Genomic DNA, 19029 nt, shown 5'->3' with positions numbered 1-19029 from the left:
CCTAGACCATCAATTAGCCACGAACAGTGGTCAACTAACAGTTATAAATAGTCGCTAGCGACCACGAACAAACACTAAGAGTTCAAAGAGAAGTATGGAACAGATTTATTTAGCTGGCGGTTGCTTATGGGGCGTACAGGAGTTTATCAAGTATGTGCCCGGCGTGATCAGCACAGAAGCAGGTCGTGCAAATGGCAGCTCCCAGCCAACAGAGAACAAAACATCAAAAAGCGATAACGCCCAAAACGCTTATGATGGCTACGCAGAGTGTGTGCAGATTGAATTTGACCCGAGCATCACGTCAGTCACAATTTTGATGGAACATCTGTTCGAGATCATTGACCCTTACAGCGTCAATAAACAAGGTGTCGATGTGGGCGAAAAGTATCGCACCGGTGTTTACAGCACCGACGCTCAACACTTAGCGGAAGCCAAGCGCTACATTGCATCTCGTGGTGACGCAGGCCAAATCGTGATCGAAATACTACCGTTAACCAAATACATCGCCAGTGACGATATCCACCAGCATCACCTAAGTCACTTTCCTGAAGATCATCACTTATGTCATATCCCTTGGGATCTGCTGCATAAATACAAATCCTAGCTTTGAGATTAAGTTTAGTTTAGATCGCTACTTTATCTTTTGCCTTCTAGCTTAAAAAGTACCCATCAAAAAACCTCAACAATTATATTTTGTTGAGGTTTTCGTTTTTTCCAGCTAATTCATCGAATCATGATCCACACTACTAACACTTATACTAGCTAGTGCAGTTACATAAAAACAAGATATCCAAACAAGCTAGGTAACATCGTTACAATGAAACCACTAAGTTCATATTTACTCAGTAAGCACCTCACCCGTTTTGATAAGCTACCCATGAGTAATAACGTTCTGTTGCACTAGCGCATCCAAAATATCCGAAGGCATGGTACCACCTAAGGTTAGCTGAGGAGCAAGATCTTCAACAACAATCACTTGTTCCGTGGTGCCTAAATTATCAGACTTGATCGTAAGTTCAATATCATCCCCTTCGACTTTCGCGTCGATCTGTTGCAGTAGCGCCGTCATGTCTGGAGATGTGTTCTTCAACTCTGGTAGTACTTCACGCAAGTCAATCTGGTCTCCTTCAGATAGGCTGAAATCGGTGATGGTATCTTCAACGCCATCTTCGATATTAAGCCATACGAACGAATCCATTCCATTGCCACCCGTAAGGATATCAAAACCACCTCCGCCAATAAGTGTGTCGTTACCGTCACCACCAATAAGAGTGTCATCACCCGATCCACCTTCCAGTCGGTCATCTCCAGAACCCGCAATTAGGTCAGTCGCATTTGTGCCAGCTAACAACTGAACATCATCGGTTTCAGAAGCTAGGTTAATATCGGCCGCGTCAGACACAATGTTCAGGTTAAGGTCTATTGAAGCCGATGTCGCCGTATCGTTGTTGTCAGTCTCTTCAGAAACCGCTTCAACTTTAAGCGTGTAGTTACCTGGAGTTTGAGTAAGCCCGACCGCTTGCAAGCTTTCAATTGCATCCGCCGTTGCAATCCAAACACCGCCGCCAAGATCCGTTACAGAACCAGCAGCACTGGTAATTTGAGCGCCAGCAGGTACATCACTGATATGCAACGTGAGCTCTTCTGTAATGTCCGTTAAGGCCGCGATAATCCCAACCAAAGGAATACCACTCGCACTGACAGACTGACTCGCAGTAATGTTTCTCACGTAGTTAGTCGCAGTATCGATAGACAAGGTTGGCGCGTTCGCAACTGGCGTAACCGCGATATTGTAAACCACAGGTGCCGCCTCTATCGCGATACCTGAAGGGTTACCACTGTCTTTAGCGACCACTTCTAAACCAATGCTATTGGTTGGAGACAGGCTCGCATCAAGGTAAACCCCACTAGGGCTAGTTGGTGTATCAATCAGCGCATTCAGATCGCTCAGAGTACCAACTAAGATGACTGTACCGGTGTTATTACCGTTGACCATCACCGTCGTCATTGCTGGAAGTGATACATTCAATGTGCCGTAATCGACCGTCAGCGTGACTGTCATTAGGTCATTGGCATATGAATCAACATAATCAGGATCACTGACATTGATGCCACTCAATAACTGACCTGCATCCTCATCAATCATAGAGGTGACACTGTCACCATTAATAACAGGTGTATCGTTCACTCCATCGACAATCGCTGTAATCTCAGCCGTATCCGTTAGGAAGTCATTAGTGCCGTTCGTTGTACCGTCATCTTCAACGGTGTAAGTGAACTTAACGTTACCGTTGTATTCATCAGCAGCCGTATATATCCAGTAAGGGCCTGTAATCGTAGCGTCATCAGCACCACCTACGTTCTCAAAGCGCTGTAACTGGCCTTGACCTTCATCGAGCACCAGATTAGTCACGGTAATCGAATCGTTTTCCGGATCGCTCGTCGCGGCAATTAAGTCACCCTCTTTGATGATCAATTGACCTTCTTCAAGCATGGTACCCAAATCAATATCCGATGCCGTTGGTTGGTCGTTAACTTCAGTCACCACAAGACTAATTTCAGCGTTATCAGTTAGGAAGTCATCCACACCGTTGGTGGTACCATCATCAATAATCGAATAACCAAATTTCACATCGCCATTAAAATCATTAGCTGCAGTGAATATCCAGAACGGTCCAGTAATCGCAGGATCATCTGCACCGCCAGTATTTTCAAAGCGTGTTAGCTGACCTTGTCCTTGAGTCAGGGTCACACCCGTGACGGTGAGGTTGTGGTTTTCAAGATCAGAGCTTGCTGCAATTAAGTCACCTTCAACGATAACAAGCTGGCCTTCCTCGGCAATCGAACCTAAATCAACGTCTGTCGCGGCAGGAGCATCGTTCACTTCCGTCACCTTAACGGTGAACGTAGTTTGATTAATTTGAGCAGTACTCGGATCACCCGCGTCAATCAGACCGTTATTACCGCCGTCATCGAGGGTCGCATTGATCGTGACTAAACCACTCTGGTTGAGGTAGTTCTGGTCTGGATCTGGCTTGAACGTCACTGCTCCATTGGTCAATGCAGTATTGATGTCCGCTTCTTTACCCGTAATCACCAATGAGCCGTCAGGTTGCAATACAAACGTCACGTCAGGAGAGCTGGTAAACTCAAACACACCCTGTGCTCCCGGCAGTGTTTGATCGACTTGCAACGTAAGAACATACGGAGCATCTGGATTATCAAAGTTAGCATCAACGTCGTAGATACTAAAATTGTCGATGGCAACACTAATGTCTTCAGATGTTTCAATATTCGTTACGTTTACAAAGATAGGTTGATCGTTAATAGGATCGATCACCAGATCAACATCGAAGCTGGTTGGCATACCCAAATACTCGGTGTTATCTGCGTCAGTATCAACAGAGCGAACGGTAATCTGCAGCGGGCCATTGATGCCTAATACATTACCCGTATCACTATTGTGTTCACCTGAATTGAATACGATCTTATCAAGTGACTGCGCAGCAACATCCAGTGTCCAGATCTGCGTAACTGGATCGTAACTAGCCAACGTGGTGCCGTCTGGATAATAGATAGAAGCATCTTGAGGGACGCCTGCCACTTCGACTCTAAGTGTCTCTGGCGCATTCTCGGTATAAGTGCCGCTGCCCGTTGCAGATAGCTCTTTATCCAAAATCGTCGCATTGATCTCAATATCAATGTTTTGTCCTTCATTGCCTACAACGGAATCTGTTGGATTGGTATCTACATCATCACCAACAGGCACCACATGCAGTTTGAAACTCGGCAAGTTCGCCGCCGCAGTCGGTACACCAAGCAAAGATTCTTGAGTAAAGACTTCCACACCAAACTCAGCAGTACCACTGAAGTTTTTAGGTGGTAATATCGATAACTCACTAAGGTCGAACGAAAGCCCCAAAGCTTGAGGAAGCTTAACACTCCATTCCCCGTTGCCGTTATTCTTGACTGTATATCCAGACCCTGCATCTGCGTTCATCAAAAACCCATCTGGCACACCCGTAAACTTAATCGAAACGAACTGCTCAGAGCCATCGAGGTCGGTCAAAGCTATCGATACAGGTCCGGTCCCTGCTAATGAAATTAACTGATCTTCATTACCTGTTATTTCAATGATATCTGGGTTACTACCTGGCCCCGTGACCTGCACATCATCGACAACGGGGACAACATCAAAGCTCACGCTGGTATTAAATGAATCTGTGTCTGCTGCCGTACCTACCGGTGAGGCAGGATCATTATAAGTTGCGGTATCGGTCACTGTACCGCTGACATTGACTTGTACCTGATTTACATCATTCCCTGTAGGGTAGTTTGTTACTGCCCTAAAGAGCACATTATCTAATGCACCTGCCGCGATTTCAGCCTGATTAAACGTGACAGATGTACCTAATGAGGTACCTGTATTGTCATAAAACGCACCTATAGAAGGGTCGTCCAGCGTTAAGGTAACGGACGTAAACTCTTCTTGACCGCCTTCAACGCCGGAAACCTGATCTGAAATGGTTGAATTGAAGTCAAGCTGGATATAGGTATCTTCATAACCGACCGTATCTTGTCCACTCTGCCCATCGGTATCGACAGGGTTAAACGAATCGTCAAGCGAACCAACGACAGTAACGTCAATATCTGGGTTACCTTCAACATCAGGAGCAACTTTTATAACCACATCGGTCACCAAAGTTTTCTCATCCCCTGAGAGCATATCTTTAGTCACAATGGTGATTGGTAATCTAAAGTCGCCAGAGTAGTCAGCTGGCAAGTTAAGAAACAAACCAGAGAAGTCGGTCGAGCCCCCTTGATCGACGGTAGTCTGGAATACATATTTCCCGTTAACAAAGTCGAGGTCGCTGCTTCCCGATAAACTAATTGGGAAGGTGACTTCGTTCGCCGATCCTGGATTAATGGTCACACTGTCATCAATAATTATGGTCACTTGATCAGTTGAGTCGTCTTCGCCCGAGAACGTAATTAAACCATTCAATGCCGTCCCCAGATCTAACTGGGTGTCCTCAATCGCATCAACAACACTGTCTGGTGTAATATCAATATCGGCTGCGACCTTAGTGCTCCCTGCCACCACTTGAGGGAATGACAGAGTGACTTCTCCGTCCCTACGAGCGGCCGTAGATGACTCAACCTCAGCACCATCACCTCGGTCTATCACAGTGCTAAAGATGTCCATCTTGATGTCATTGAACCCTCCAGCCCCGCTGTTTCCTGAAGGAAGAACAAGGCCGTTCGGTGCACTTATGCTAAATATGTCTTCATTCGTTACAACCCAGCGCCCATTGCCTTCATAAGCAGCGCCAATAACGAGCAGTTGATTGAGTACAGCATCTGATAGAGCCGAGTCGTCCACATTTGTTAATTGAATAACTAACTGATCCACTTCTTCGATAGCGGACGAAACATCTGTTTCTTGATATCGAATGACGAACTCATCCGTAACCGATGTATTATCGCTATTGGTAGTGAACTTAAGCACGCCAGTGTTTGCATCAGCAACTACGGTTGCTAGTGCTCCAGTTCCCAGCACATCATCGACGATAAGCTTGTTGCTAGCATCTTGCGGCTCAACGACTGGACGTACGACAACATCAATCGAGCCCGTGATTGTCGCGGTAGCGATGCCCTGACCAGGATCAGTCGCATCAACATACTCATGATCTCGCTCTTCGATCATGGCAACCGTATTAAGCGTAAAGTCGGTGCTCGAGTCTTGTTCGGGTGTGATCTGAATAAAATTATTGTTCAGTGCAATTTGAGTAAACTCTTCTGCCGTCTGTCCACTCTTCGGCGTAATGGTTAAAGTGCCTGCTGAAGCATCGTAAACCCAAGTTACATCGCCATTAACCACAACACTTTCAACATCTGTCGGAATGGCACTGATCACAATAGAAGTGAAATGCTCATCATCATCAATATAATCAGTACCCTCTGGGTGCCAATCAATACTGATCGCCGTATCTTCATCGCCATTAGTGACTGTGCTGTACGTCGCTGAGGTATCGATTCTAGGTTCGACTAACACTCGCACTTCTTGGTCAAACGTAAGCGTATGACCGTCATTCTCAGTCACGATCACTTTACCCTGAATATGAATGTTCTCGGTTGAAGAATCGACAGGTCTGATGCGGATTCCTGAGGTTTTACCTGCGTCAGTGATGTTCGCTTCGTAGATAGGTTTAGAAAGATCGGGGCTACCACCCGGACCGGTTTCGTAACCGACAAAGTTAAGGTCAATAATGGTACCGTCACCGTCTTCCAGAATAACGCCATCAGGAATACCCGAGAGGATAACGGTTATGGATTCTGAACCGTCGTCAGGTAATGGGGTTTGATCTACTGCTGCAAGATCAGGTCTTCTCTCTCCCGACAACACGGTGAAATCAAGCTCGGCGTAGCTGTCTCCATTCTGGCTCTCTTGGATCGTGGTTTGAACACCAGATGTTGTGCCATCGGTGATTGCTGTCCAAGCCGTACCGTTTGTACCGCCATAAGGAATATCTGCAACCCCTTTAACCTCAACGTTAACCGTTTTAGTTCCTAGGATTTCTTCATCAACTTGTGCACCAGTAGAGAGGTTCGCAGTGTCTTTAACCACACCGGTTACATCAAAAGTAAAATCGACATTGCTGTGTTTAGTCGGAACAATCTCTACGTTGGCTAAGTCGGAATACGCCACTTCCTGATAATCAATACCGTTAATGGTGATTGTAGGAACTGGGGTCGTAGTTCCAAGGAAATAAAGCACCGCCCCTTCGGTAATATTACTGATACGAACAAATAGCTCTTCTGAACCATCAGTGTCCACTGAGCCGTTCATTGTGATGACTTCGTCTAGCGTGAAGGCATCTTTGTTGTCCAGAGGACCTAGATAGTCTGGGTCATCAATATTGTCTTCGTTAATACGAATCCTGTTAACACTGAACGACCCAGGATCCGCATCGGCAGTCACATCAATGATAATATTTTGCTCAACAGAGCGAGCGGTCGTTTTGTCTAACCCGCCGTTCGCTGAATCATCATATGGGTTCCGTGTCTCTTCCGTAATTGCCGTTGCTTTGAACTCAATTAGCCCAGAGAAGTTATCGATTGGGTTGACGACAGTGCTATTGATATCGCCAGCTGCAATAATATAAACACCATTAACGGGCGTTAACAGATCGCCATTTTGATCCAACAGCTCAAACTTCCCATCACCTTGAACGGCTTCTAGCTCATAGGTAATCGTCTCAGTATTACTGTTATCTTGCGATTCAGCATTCAGCTGCAACGTAACGTTATCTTCATCTTCATTCACTTGATACTGATAAGTACTGTTGGCGTCATCCCACGTTGCAATATCCGCTACCGCTTCAATTTCAATTCTGAAGTTTGAGTTTACTGTGTGGTCAAGCGTGCCATTGTTATCAATTTCGAGTTCATAACGAACGCGCCCACCAGTTTCATTTGAACTAGCGTTCTGATCAGGGACGAAGAATAGATTGTCTATCGTCGCGATAGTTTGTCTTGGTTCATTCGGATTTGGAGCAAAGCTTTGCTCAAGTTGAGGAGGACCAAATATAATGCTCCCATTTGGTTCAGGTACTAGCTCATGGTAAGAGGTACCGTCAAAGTAATAGAACGTACCTTGGTGACTATCATCTCCGTTCGGGCTTTTTATCGTTAACTGACCTATAGATTCATTGTTATCTTGGTCGTATAGGTTAACTTGCAGTGCAACTTGTGCAGGCGCATTAGGCAGACCACTTTGGTTATCTTGAACATTCTCAAGATCTGGTTCATCACCCGTTGCATAAGGTATGGTTGAGTCTCTACCCGCATCCTCGAAGGTCGTCACTTTCAGAGCGATTCTTGTAGAGTCCCTATCAGTAATCGTTATATCTAACGGTGTTTCAGAGGTATCTAAATCGCCATCCGTCGCAATCACATTAATCGAGAAATCGATGGTGTCTAGGCCGTCATGATCGAGATAGCCGTTAGCTCTAAATTCAACCTCGCCATTTGAGTTGATACGCAAGCGCCCTAGCTCACGGGTGTCCACGCCACCACTACCATCATCGGTTTGTTCGTAAACTCGTACCTGTTGGCTACCGCTATTTAAATCCAAACTGCTGCTGTACGGCCCGCTGTTTCCTGTACGGAAAACAATATCTGCACCATTACTGGTAATGCCCTCAATTCGACTCAGTACCGCGCCATCCGCGCCGACATCCGTGGCATTAGCAAACATGTCAACTTTGGAATTACCATAGCCCTGGCCTTCAATTCGTGTGATCGATTGAGTTGTCACCAATGGAACATCATCAGCCACCGTGATTTTCAGATCGATCGCGTTTGATTGGTCTTGATCAAAATCTTCTGCAACAACAGAAAAGTTAAGGTCAATCGCGTTTTCATCCGCACCATCAGGGTGCTTAAGGGGTTTAAACAATTCAAACTGATAGCTGTTATCCGAGGTATCGAAAATAATCTCAAACACCGCTTCATTACTCGTTGTTGTTTGAGCAACGTAAGTAAATGTTGTGCCGCTTTGTGAAACAGCTAGCCACTCTAAACTTTCTCCATCAGAGGTTAAGCCAGCCAGCACCAAATCTTCATCAACCAGTTCATACTTCACAACACCATCGGCACCTTCATCAACCGTAAACAGTCCATTAATAATGGTGTCTTCAGATTGATCGGAACCAATACCAGTAAGATCGTCTTCATCGACAACCGTTTCACCGGTTGGCGCACTCATTACTGGCGCATCGTCTAGCACCTCGATTGGCAATACGTATTGGTTAGAATCATCACCATCGCCATCAACTGCAACGACATCGAACGGTATTGTAAGTGTATCGAGGTTGCTCGGTGTCGTGGCGTGATTGAGAGGACCAAGCAAGGTAAACGTGTAAGCACCATCATCAGTCAGCACTAATGTGAAAATTGGCGTTCCGCCTGGGTCAGTTGCACCTTGGTAGGTGGTCGTGTTAGCAGCACCTGTGATCTCAGTGATCTTAATACCTTCATTGCCAGACGATAGCGTCGCTTCTAGAGTTGAGATATTGCGTAGTTCGTAAACCTCAACTTGGTCGGCACCTTCGGTGGTAACAAACGAACCCGTCGCTTGTGCCAGAGTACCCAAATCATCTTCATCAACCACAAACGTACTTGCGACAGATGTGTCAGTAATGGTTGGCACATCATCAGTAATGGTCACTGTTAGCGGTTTCACAGCTGAGTCAGTGTTGTCTTTGTCGACAGCGATCACTGGCAAGGTAAATATTTGATCGTTATTACCCTGTACTGGCAGGTGATCTAACTCTTCCAGTAAGGTGAATGTGTACTCTCCTAGAACCAGACTGCTAAAGGTGATGGTGAAAATATCCGTTTGGACACCCCCACTTTCTACGAAACCAATATAGTTCCCACTGTTGGCAGGATCTTCTTTTAGCTGAACCACCAAACCATCTGCCTTCAGATCGCCAGACGTGTTGAATTGAGTGGTATCAATACGGAAGTGGCTCACATCGTCACTTCCAGCTGTGAAAGTAATGGTTTCAGTTTGGCTAACAGGTAAACCCGGTGAAGAACCATCAATCAGATTTGCTTCTTCCAACGCGACAGTCGGTACGGTGTCGATAGTTGGTGGCGCGCCATCGGCAATAGTTAACGTCACGGTAGACGTCACGATATCGCCATCTTTATCTTCAGATGTCACCGTAATGGTCTTGACGATATCGCCACCAGAGTGGTCTAGATTGCGATTAGGTTCAAAACGCACATCACCTTCAAGCGTGATAAACAAAGAACCTTCTGCAAATACAAACTTTTGCTCTCCTGTATTACTTTGTACCAGAGACGATTCAGGTTGGCTGCCATAGGTAAACTTAGTGATTGTGGCACCATCCGCACTTTGTGCTGGCATCACATCAAACGTTGTTGTGGTCGGCGTCCCAGTGCTTGGTTCAGTGATGCTAAGGGCACCAGACTGCATTAACTGGACATCATCGGTGATGATTACTGAAAGCGGTTTAGACGCTGAAATATCGCCATCAGTATCTTGCGCATAAACGGAAAGATCAAAACTCAGATCGTTGTTTCCTAAGCCATCAACGTGATCCAAACGCTCCAGCAGCGTAAAGGTATACTGGCTAGGATTAGTATCATCAAAATCTAGGGTGAATATGATTTTCTCACCACCCGAACCATCCGTCGTAAACGCAATGTAGTCGCCAGAACCCGCAGGCTCCTCACGTAAACTCAATTCAAGGCCATCAGACTTCAACACGCCGTTGGTATTGAACAGCCCAACTTCGACGACTATTTTTCCAATGTCATCACTGCTCGCTAGCGAGGTGATAGTCTGAGTCACACTGACAGGCGTTCCGCTAGGTGTCGAACCATCCGCAAGCAAGCTTTCCGACAAGCTGACACTTGGCACAACGTTGATTGTTGGTCCATCGCCATCAACAATCGTAAGCGTGACTGTTGATGAAAAGGTATCTTTATCAAAGTCAGAAGACGTAAACACAATCGACTTAACAATGTCACCCGCTGAATGGTCTAGATTTCGGTTTGGTTCGAACCTTACATCACCGCTTAGCGTGACAAACAGTGAGCCTTCAGTGAAGGTAAACTCTTGCTCGCCATTGTTAGTTTGATCCAAGGTGATCGCTGAACCGCCACCAAAAGTAAACTGAGTAATGGTCGCCCCATCAGCACTTGGTGTAGGCATTACATCAACAGTAGCAGTGGTTGGTGTGCCAGAATTCGGTTCTGTGATGCTTAAAGTGCCATCTTGCATCTGTTGAATGTCATCTTGTATCGTTACCATGACATCGCGTTTAACCGAATCATCACCATCGGTATCAACGGCGTAAACAGGCAGGTTGAAGTTGAGGCTGTTATTAAGATCACCATCAAGGTGATCTAACGCCTCAATCAAAGTGAAGGTGAACTGCCCTTTATTAACGCTATCAAAGCTAATCGTGAAGACATCGGTTACATTACCTGCCCCATCATCGGTATAGCCAATGTAATCACCTGGAGAAGACGGATCTTCTTTTAACTGAACAACAAGACCATTTGATTTGAGTAGGTCGCCAGGATTGAACTCGTTGGTTGCAATTCTAAAGTGGCTTAAATCATCACTACCCACGGTATAAGTGATCGTTTGTGTCGAGCTAACCGCTGAACCACTCGGCATAGAACCATCAGCAAGACCAACTTCCGATAGGTTAATATCTGGCACTACATCGATAACCGGATCAATTCCGTCTTTGATCGTCAACGTGACATCCGCGGTATCGGTATCGTTATCAAAATCACTGGTCGTCACGACTATCGTTCTCACGATATCGCCAGATGAATGGTCTAGATTTCTGCTTGGTTCAAAGCGCACCTCACCTTCAATCGTGATGTACAGTAAGCCATCGGTTACGGTAAAAACTTGTTCTGTAGACACAGTTGGGTCTAACGTAACAGCCGTGCCACCATCGTAGATAAACTGAGTCACTTTCGCGCCATCAGCACTCTGTGTCGGCATAACGTCGATTGTTGACGTGGTTGGCGTACCTGCTGCTATATCAGCAAGTGAAGGCTCAGTGATACTTAGCACCCCATCTTGAACGCCTTGCACATCATCGGTGATCACCACGGTCATTGGCGACATTGCTGAATCATCACCATCGGTATCAACCGCTAAAACAGGGATATTAAAACTTAGAGTATTGTTTTGTAATCCATCTGCATGGTCTAACGCTTCAAGCAGTGTGAACGTGTATTGCCCTAGATTGGTTGTCGAGAAACTGATCGTGAAGACGTTGGTTTCTACGTTAGAACCGTCCTTGACGAAGCCAATGTAATTACCAGAATTCGCTGGCTGCTCTTTTATCTCAACCTCTAAGCCATTGGACTTTAAAGCTCCAGACGTATTGAACTGTGCTGGGTCAATTCTGAAGTGACTCACATCGTCACTACCCTCTGTGTAGGTAATAACTTGAGTCATCGTCACTGGATTACCGGTTGGCGAAGAACCGTCAGCGAGATCCACTTCTGAGAGCGTAATTCCAGGGACTAAATCGATCGTTGGAAGATCACCATCGGTAATCTTCAATGTCACGGTAGATGAGACGATATCACCATCAAGGTCAGTAGATGTAACAACAATCGTCTTGGTAATATCACCACTCGTGTGATCTTGATTTCGTACAGGCTCGAATCGTATCTCACCTTCTGTGGTAATAAATACAGAACCTTCAGTGAACACAAACTCTTGCTCGCCATTCACATTGAGATCAAGGCTTTCTGCACTGTTTCCATCAAACACAAATGAAGTGATTTTTGCTCCATCTGCGCTCTGATTTGGCATCACGTCCAGAGTATTCGATGTTTCGACTACTCCAGCAGGCTCACGACTGGTTATTGTACCGCCTTGCATCAACTGCACATCATCACCAATAGTCACGCCAAGCTGAGAGACTAACGAATCGTCACCGTCACTATCCACCGCATACACAGGCAGATCAAAACTCAGGTCGTTGTTGCCACGTGCATCTTGATGATCCAAGGCTTCGATTAAGGTAAAGGTGTATTCACCTAAGGTTGTCCCAGAAAAACTCAACGTAAATACTGTAGTTACCGCATTCGACGAGCTGGTTGTAAATCCGATATAGTTGCCCGACCCTTGCGGATCTTCACGTAATTCAACAGCTAAACCATTCGATGTAAGTGCATCGTTGGTATTGAATTCAGCTGGTTCAAGGCGGAAGCGAACCACATCATCACTTTGATTGGTGAAGGTGATCGTCTCGGTTTGACTTACTGCGCTGCCACTTGGGGCTGAACCATCCGTCAGGTTCGTTTCAGATAAGCTAACCGTTGGAATAACATCAATAGTTGGAATATCACCATCAGTGATCGTTAACGTAACGGTTGAAGTGACTGAGTCTTTGTCGAAATCGCTTGAGTTCACCACTATCGACTTAACAATGTCGCCTGCCGTATGGTCAAGATCTCGATTAGGCTCAAAGCGAACTTCACCTTCGAGGGTAATGTACAGTTTACCTTCTGCGAAAATAAACTGCTGTTCGCCTGCAATATTTTGATCGAGGGTGTTTACAACGCCATCATAAGTGAACTGAGTGATGGTCGCGCCGTCAGCACTTTGGTCTGGCATGACATCAAAAGTAGCCGTGGTCGGTGTACCAGCCGCTAAATCAGCGACGGTCGGCTCGGTAATATTGAGCGCACCACCTTGCATGATTTGAACATCATCATCAATCGTTACATTAAGCTGCGATACCAGTGAATCATCACCATCACTGTCTACCGCATAAACAGGCAGATCAAAGCTCAGATCATTGTTCGCTAGGCCATCAACATGGTCTAGCGCTTCAAGTAGAGTGAAAGTGTATTCACCTAACGTGGTTGAAGAGAAGCTAACGGTAAACACGGGGACTTCAGCGCTCGAACCGTTGGTAATAAAGCCTATGTAAGTGCCCGGATTAGCAGAATCTTCTTTTATCTCGACCGCAAACCCATTCGATTTCAGTACACCACCGACATTAAACTCGGTTGGTTCAATGCGGAAACTCGTCACATCATCACTTTGGTTAGTGAAAGTAATCGTCTCGGTTTGACTTACTGCGCTACCGCTCGGGCTAGAGCCATCGCTAAGGTTAGTTTCAGATAGAGTAACGCTTGGCACTGCATCGATGGTTGGGATATCACCATCGGTAATCGTCAGCGTAACCGTTGCTGTCACTGGATCGTTATCGAAGTCACTTGAAGTCACCACAATCGACTTCACGATGTCTTCGCTCGTTGTGTGGTCTAAATTACGATTTGGCTCAAAACGCACGTCACCTTGAAGAGTGATGAATAACTCTCCTTCCGTAAAGCTGAACTTTTGCTCGCCATTGTCAGCTTGATCAAGTGTTCGAAGTTGACCATCGTAGGTGAACTGAGTGATTGTCGCGCCGTCAGCACTTTGCGTTGGCATCACATCGATGGTATTGGTCGTTACAGTGCCACCAGCCAAATCAGCAACATTCGGTTCAACGATATCTAATGTGCCGTTTTGCATGATTTGAACATCATCACCGATAGTCACATTGAGTTGAGACACCAACGAATCATCACCATCTTTATCAACAGCGTAAACCGGCAGGTCAAAGCTTAGGTTATTATTTCCTAGCCCATCAACGTGATCTAACGCTTCCAACAGTGTGAAGGTGTATTGACCGATATTGGTATCCGAAAAACTAATCGTGAACACGTTCGTTTCAACATTAGGCGCCGTCGTCACAAAGCCGATGTAGCCACCCGGCGTACTTGGGTCGACTTTCAACTCAACCGTCAGTCCATTCGATTTTAGAAGGCCACCAATATTGAACTCAGTAGGTTCAATACGGAAACTCGTCACATCATCACTTTGATTGGTGAAGGTAATCGTCTCAGTTTGACTGACCGCACTGCCACTTGGAGCAGAGCCATCACTCAGGTTGCTTTCAGATAACGTAACACTTGGTACATTATCAATCGTTGGAATATCGCCATCGGTAATGGTCAGCGTAACCGTTGAAGAAACAAGATCGTTATCAGAATCGCTTGAAGTCACCACTATTGATTTAACAATGTCTCCACCAGTGTGGTCAAGATTGCGATTAGACTCGAAACGCACGTCGCCTTGTAGGGTGATATACAGCGAACCCTCAGCAACATCAAACTTCTGTTCACCCGTATCGCTTTGGTCAAGTGTTAGTACCGCTCCACCATCGTAGGTAAACTGAGTAATGGTCGTTCCATCAGCGCCTTCTTCATCAAGAACATTAACCGTTGTCGTGGTCGGCGTAGCTGCCGCTAAATCCGAGACCGTTGGCTCTTCAATATTGAGTGAGCTATTGACCATCACTTGAACGTCATCGGTGATCGTCACCGCCAACGGAGACATCAGAGAGTCGTCACCGTCGCTATCGACGGCATAAACTGGCAAGTTAAATGTTAGGTCGTTATTGCCTTGAATCGGCGTGTGGTCAATCGCTTCGAGAAGCGTAAAGGTGTATTCACCCAAATTGGTACTGCTGAAATCAAGAGTGAAAACGGTAGTTTCAGTATTCGAAATATCAGTCGTGAAACCGATATAATTACCCGACCCCGCAGGTTCTTCCCTAAGCTCGATAACCAGACCATCGGACGTAAGAGAATCGCCAACGTTAAATTCACTAGGCTCTAAACGGAATTTCTCAACATCGTCACTTTGGTTGGTGAAAGTGATCGTCTCGGTTTGACTAACCGCGCTACCACTCGGGTTCGAACCATCACTCAGATTCGTTTCAGATAAGCTAACCGTTGGAATAACATCAATGGTTGGGATATCGCCATCGGTGATCGTCAATGTAACCGTTGAAGTCACCGAATCTTTATCGAAGTCGCTTGAGGTCACCACAATCGACTTCACGATATCTTCGCTCGTGGTATGGTCGAGATCGCGGTTGGGCTCGAAACGCATTTCGCCTTCAAGGGTGATGAACAAGCTACCTTCCGCGAAGTTAAATTGCTGCTCGCCTGAAATGCTTTGATCGAGTGTGTTTACGACACCGTCATAAGTGAACTGAGTGATGGTCGCACCATCTGCACTTTGATCAGGCATTACATCAATGGTGTTGGTCGTTACAGTGCCAGCAGCCAAATCTGCGACGGTTGGCTCGATGATATCTAACGTGCCGTCTTGCATGATTTGAACGTCATCACCAATAGTTACATTAAGCTGCGATACCAATGAGTCATCGCCATCGCTGTCTACCGCATAAACTGGAAGATCAAAGCTTAGATCGTTTTTATCTAGGCCATCCACATGGTCTAGCGCTTCAAGTAAGGTAAAGGTGTATTCACCTAACGCAGTAGCAGAGAAATTAATGGTGAATACAGGAACTTCAGAGCCCGAACCATCGGTAATAAAACCGATATAAGTGCCCGGATTAGCAGAGTCTTCTTTTATCTCAACCGCAAACCCATTCGATTTCAGTGTCCCACCGACATTGAATTCAGTTGGTTCAATACGAAATTTAGCTACATCATCACTACCAGCTGTAAAGGTAATCGTCTCGGTAGCGCTGACCGCACTTCCGCTTGGAGAAGATCCATCAGCAAGGTTGGCTTCTGAGAGAGTAACAGGCGGGATCAAATCAATGATTGGGGCTTGGCCGTCAGTGATACTTAGCTCAAGCGTTGAAGTGTCAGTGTCTCCATCACCATCTTCAGCTAAAAATGAGAACTGTTTTACAATGGTTTCACTGTTTGTGTGGTCAATATCGCGCGCAACTTCAAAGCTAAAATCGCCATTTAGTGAGATGGTTACGACACCCTCAGTAAAACTGAATGTTTGAGCAGCATCTGGCAGCAAGCTCTGATCTAGTGAGTAATCAACACCATCATAGTTAAAAGATTGAATTGTTGAGCCATCAGCGCCTTCAAAATTAAATAGGTTGTACGAAACAACCGTATCACCAGTCAACGTTGGTTCATCGACAGAGACAACGTTATCCACTAATTCAACAACATCATCTTTTACATTAACGAGAATTTCTGCGGCTTCTGGTGTACTCGAACCGCCAGATAGTGCAGAACGATCCCCATCCGCATCTACCGCATAAATTGGCAGTGCAAAAGTTAATAACGCATCTTCAGCGCCTTGATGAGACAGTTCTTCATAGAGGTTAAATTCATAGTTACTCAATGATGGGCTATCAATTTTTACGTCAAAGACCGTAATTCTTGTGCCGTTTACCTCAACATAGCCTTCATAAGTACGTACGCCATTAGTTTCATCAACCAATTCGAGTAACACAACCTCACCGTTAGATATCAGTGTGCCACTAGTATTAAACTCTGCAGGTTCAAGTTCATGATGATCGATAATGTCACTATCAAAAGTCTCTGAGGTAACACTGCCACTACCTGATACTGTCGCTGTTCCCTCCTGAGAACCGCCAACAATACCAGCTTCATCAACATCGATACTGTCGACATTGGTAATAACTGGGCTATCGCCATCAGTGATAACAATGTTGATGTTATTGGTTACAACATCTTGGTCGAAATCGGTAATCGTGATCGGTAAATCGAACGTCAGTGAATCGGAGCCCACTTGTTCTATTGGATTAAACTGCTCGAATTTATAAGTACCATCGGTATCTAGTGAGATGGTGAGAACAACCTCACCTCGACCTTGGATGGACAGAGTAATCGTTGTTCCATCGTCAGACAGTCTCGCAAGCGTGTTTTGATTGTCACTGAGCAACCCATCAAACTGGTCGAGTGCGCTTGCATCAAATACGGCTGATTGAAGATTATCACTACCAATATTCGAGAACGTTCCTTCAATTGCCGCACTGCTAGTTTCAACGTTAGTGATATTGACACTTTCAGCTGACGGATCTATCCCATCAACCACGGCAACTTGCGCATTAATTGGTGTTGCTAATGGGTTTCCGGCGGTGTCTTCACCTTGAATATCAAAAGTGATGTTAATTTGATCGCCTGTATAGGAAACCTGACCGCCACCAACAGACGTTACGTGATCAATTGGTTGAGAAATCGTTGTGGTCAATGAAAGCTCAGCGTTGTTTCCAACACTAACAACATCGATGTCGATGCGTAATACTTCATCGGTGCCTTGAACACCAATGATAGAGTTCGTCGCCGCATCATAAGTAAACGTAACGGGTTGACCACTTGAAGTAATATCACTGTTTAGCTCTGTGAGTAGCGAAGCGAGAGACAGTGCTTCTGGAACAAAAGAATCAGGGGAGAGCGCTAAACTACCAGCAATAATCGTTTCGGTAGTTGTAATAGATTGGGGGTAGGTATTGCCAGAAATGGAGCCTTCGGTGAGCACTTCACTGATTGATTGACCTCCCGATGAACGGGTTATTGTTCTGAACTCTTCTCGGTCTTCATCAACCGTTTGTTCTGCTAGACCTGCGGTCTCAAAAAATGTCGACGGATGAGTTTCGGTGTAGTTGTAGTCAATCGTCACAAAGCCAGCGTTTGCAGAACCTAATCCGCCACCCGCAGCCGTTGCTTCTAAGATTTGGGTCGGATCGGCACCACCTAAAATGGCTTCTTGGATAGCAGCAAATTCATCATCATCAAAATCTCCTGCATCGGCTTGCTGTAAGTCAAAATTAACTTCTCCAGCGATAGGAGCATCAGCCCACACTAAGTCTTGATCAACACAGCCAACACAATTACTTGCCACCTCAGTGACACCGTTTGGGTTACCTAATAACAGCTCTGCTTGGTTTGCAGTGATAACAATCTCGTTTTCACGAATAATATCGCCAACTGAAATTTTTCGTGCGCTTCCATCAGACTTAACCGCAATGACTTCTCCACTCACTGCCTCTACAACTGCAGCTTGGCGCGAAACTTCAATACCCATATATCCCCCGAGGTCACAAAATGCTGTATTGCCCAACATCGTGAAAATGATAGTAATAACGGTTTCAGGCTTAAATTATATTCAGAACTTATTCTCTGCATTAACAATCAATTACGTAGACTGATGTATGTGATGAGTCAGTTCCGTTTCGCCTGTTTTTTTTATAGTTTACTTAACCTTAAGCCTAGTCTTCCTTATCCGAAATGTCATGTCTGTGCGAAGTGACTTCTTTTCACAAATCTAGGCATTCACTTTAGTTTGTTCATGGACTAAGCAAAAGTTTATAGGGTGTTGATTAATATGCAATAAAACGCACACCTTAATTACACCTCAAATTTTTATAAATATATACAGTAATAAAGTTGATAAATCATTAGGATTTATGGGCGATTGATAGGGTCGATATATACCTAAACCCCAAAGAAGAACTAAATCCCATATTTGAGACAAGGTGCAGCATAAAGCTGATGAGAAACTGTTCAAACACCGCATATGGCGTCAATTGCATATACAACCGTTAGAGTATTAAATGGATATGCAGGGACAATGAGTAGAAGTTGCAAATGGAT

The 19029-nt window shown here is 45.3% G+C and carries 2 protein-coding genes; one reads left to right on the top strand and one right to left on the bottom strand.

Features of this window, described 5'->3' with window-relative positions:
* Positions 1–94: 94 nt before the first annotated feature.
* Complete coding sequence (locus WR49_RS01780) at positions 95–604, top strand: peptide-methionine (S)-S-oxide reductase (RefSeq protein ID WP_046222861.1); 510 nt, start codon at positions 95–97, stop codon at positions 602–604.
* 267 nt (positions 605–871) lie between these two features.
* Here the strand turns inward: WR49_RS01780 and WR49_RS01775 are convergent, their stop codons facing one another.
* On the bottom strand, positions 872–18460 hold the full coding sequence (locus WR49_RS01775; RefSeq protein WP_046222860.1) for a retention module-containing protein: 17589 nt from the start codon (positions 18458–18460) through the stop codon (positions 872–874).
* Between the last annotated feature and the right edge of the window lie 569 nt (positions 18461–19029).

The organism is Vibrio sp. ECSMB14106 (assembly GCF_000972265.1).
GTDB lineage: Bacteria > Pseudomonadota > Gammaproteobacteria > Enterobacterales > Vibrionaceae > Vibrio > Vibrio kanaloae.
Note: the sequence above shows the minus strand (reverse complement) of the source record. Positions and strands in the feature narration are given on the sequence as shown.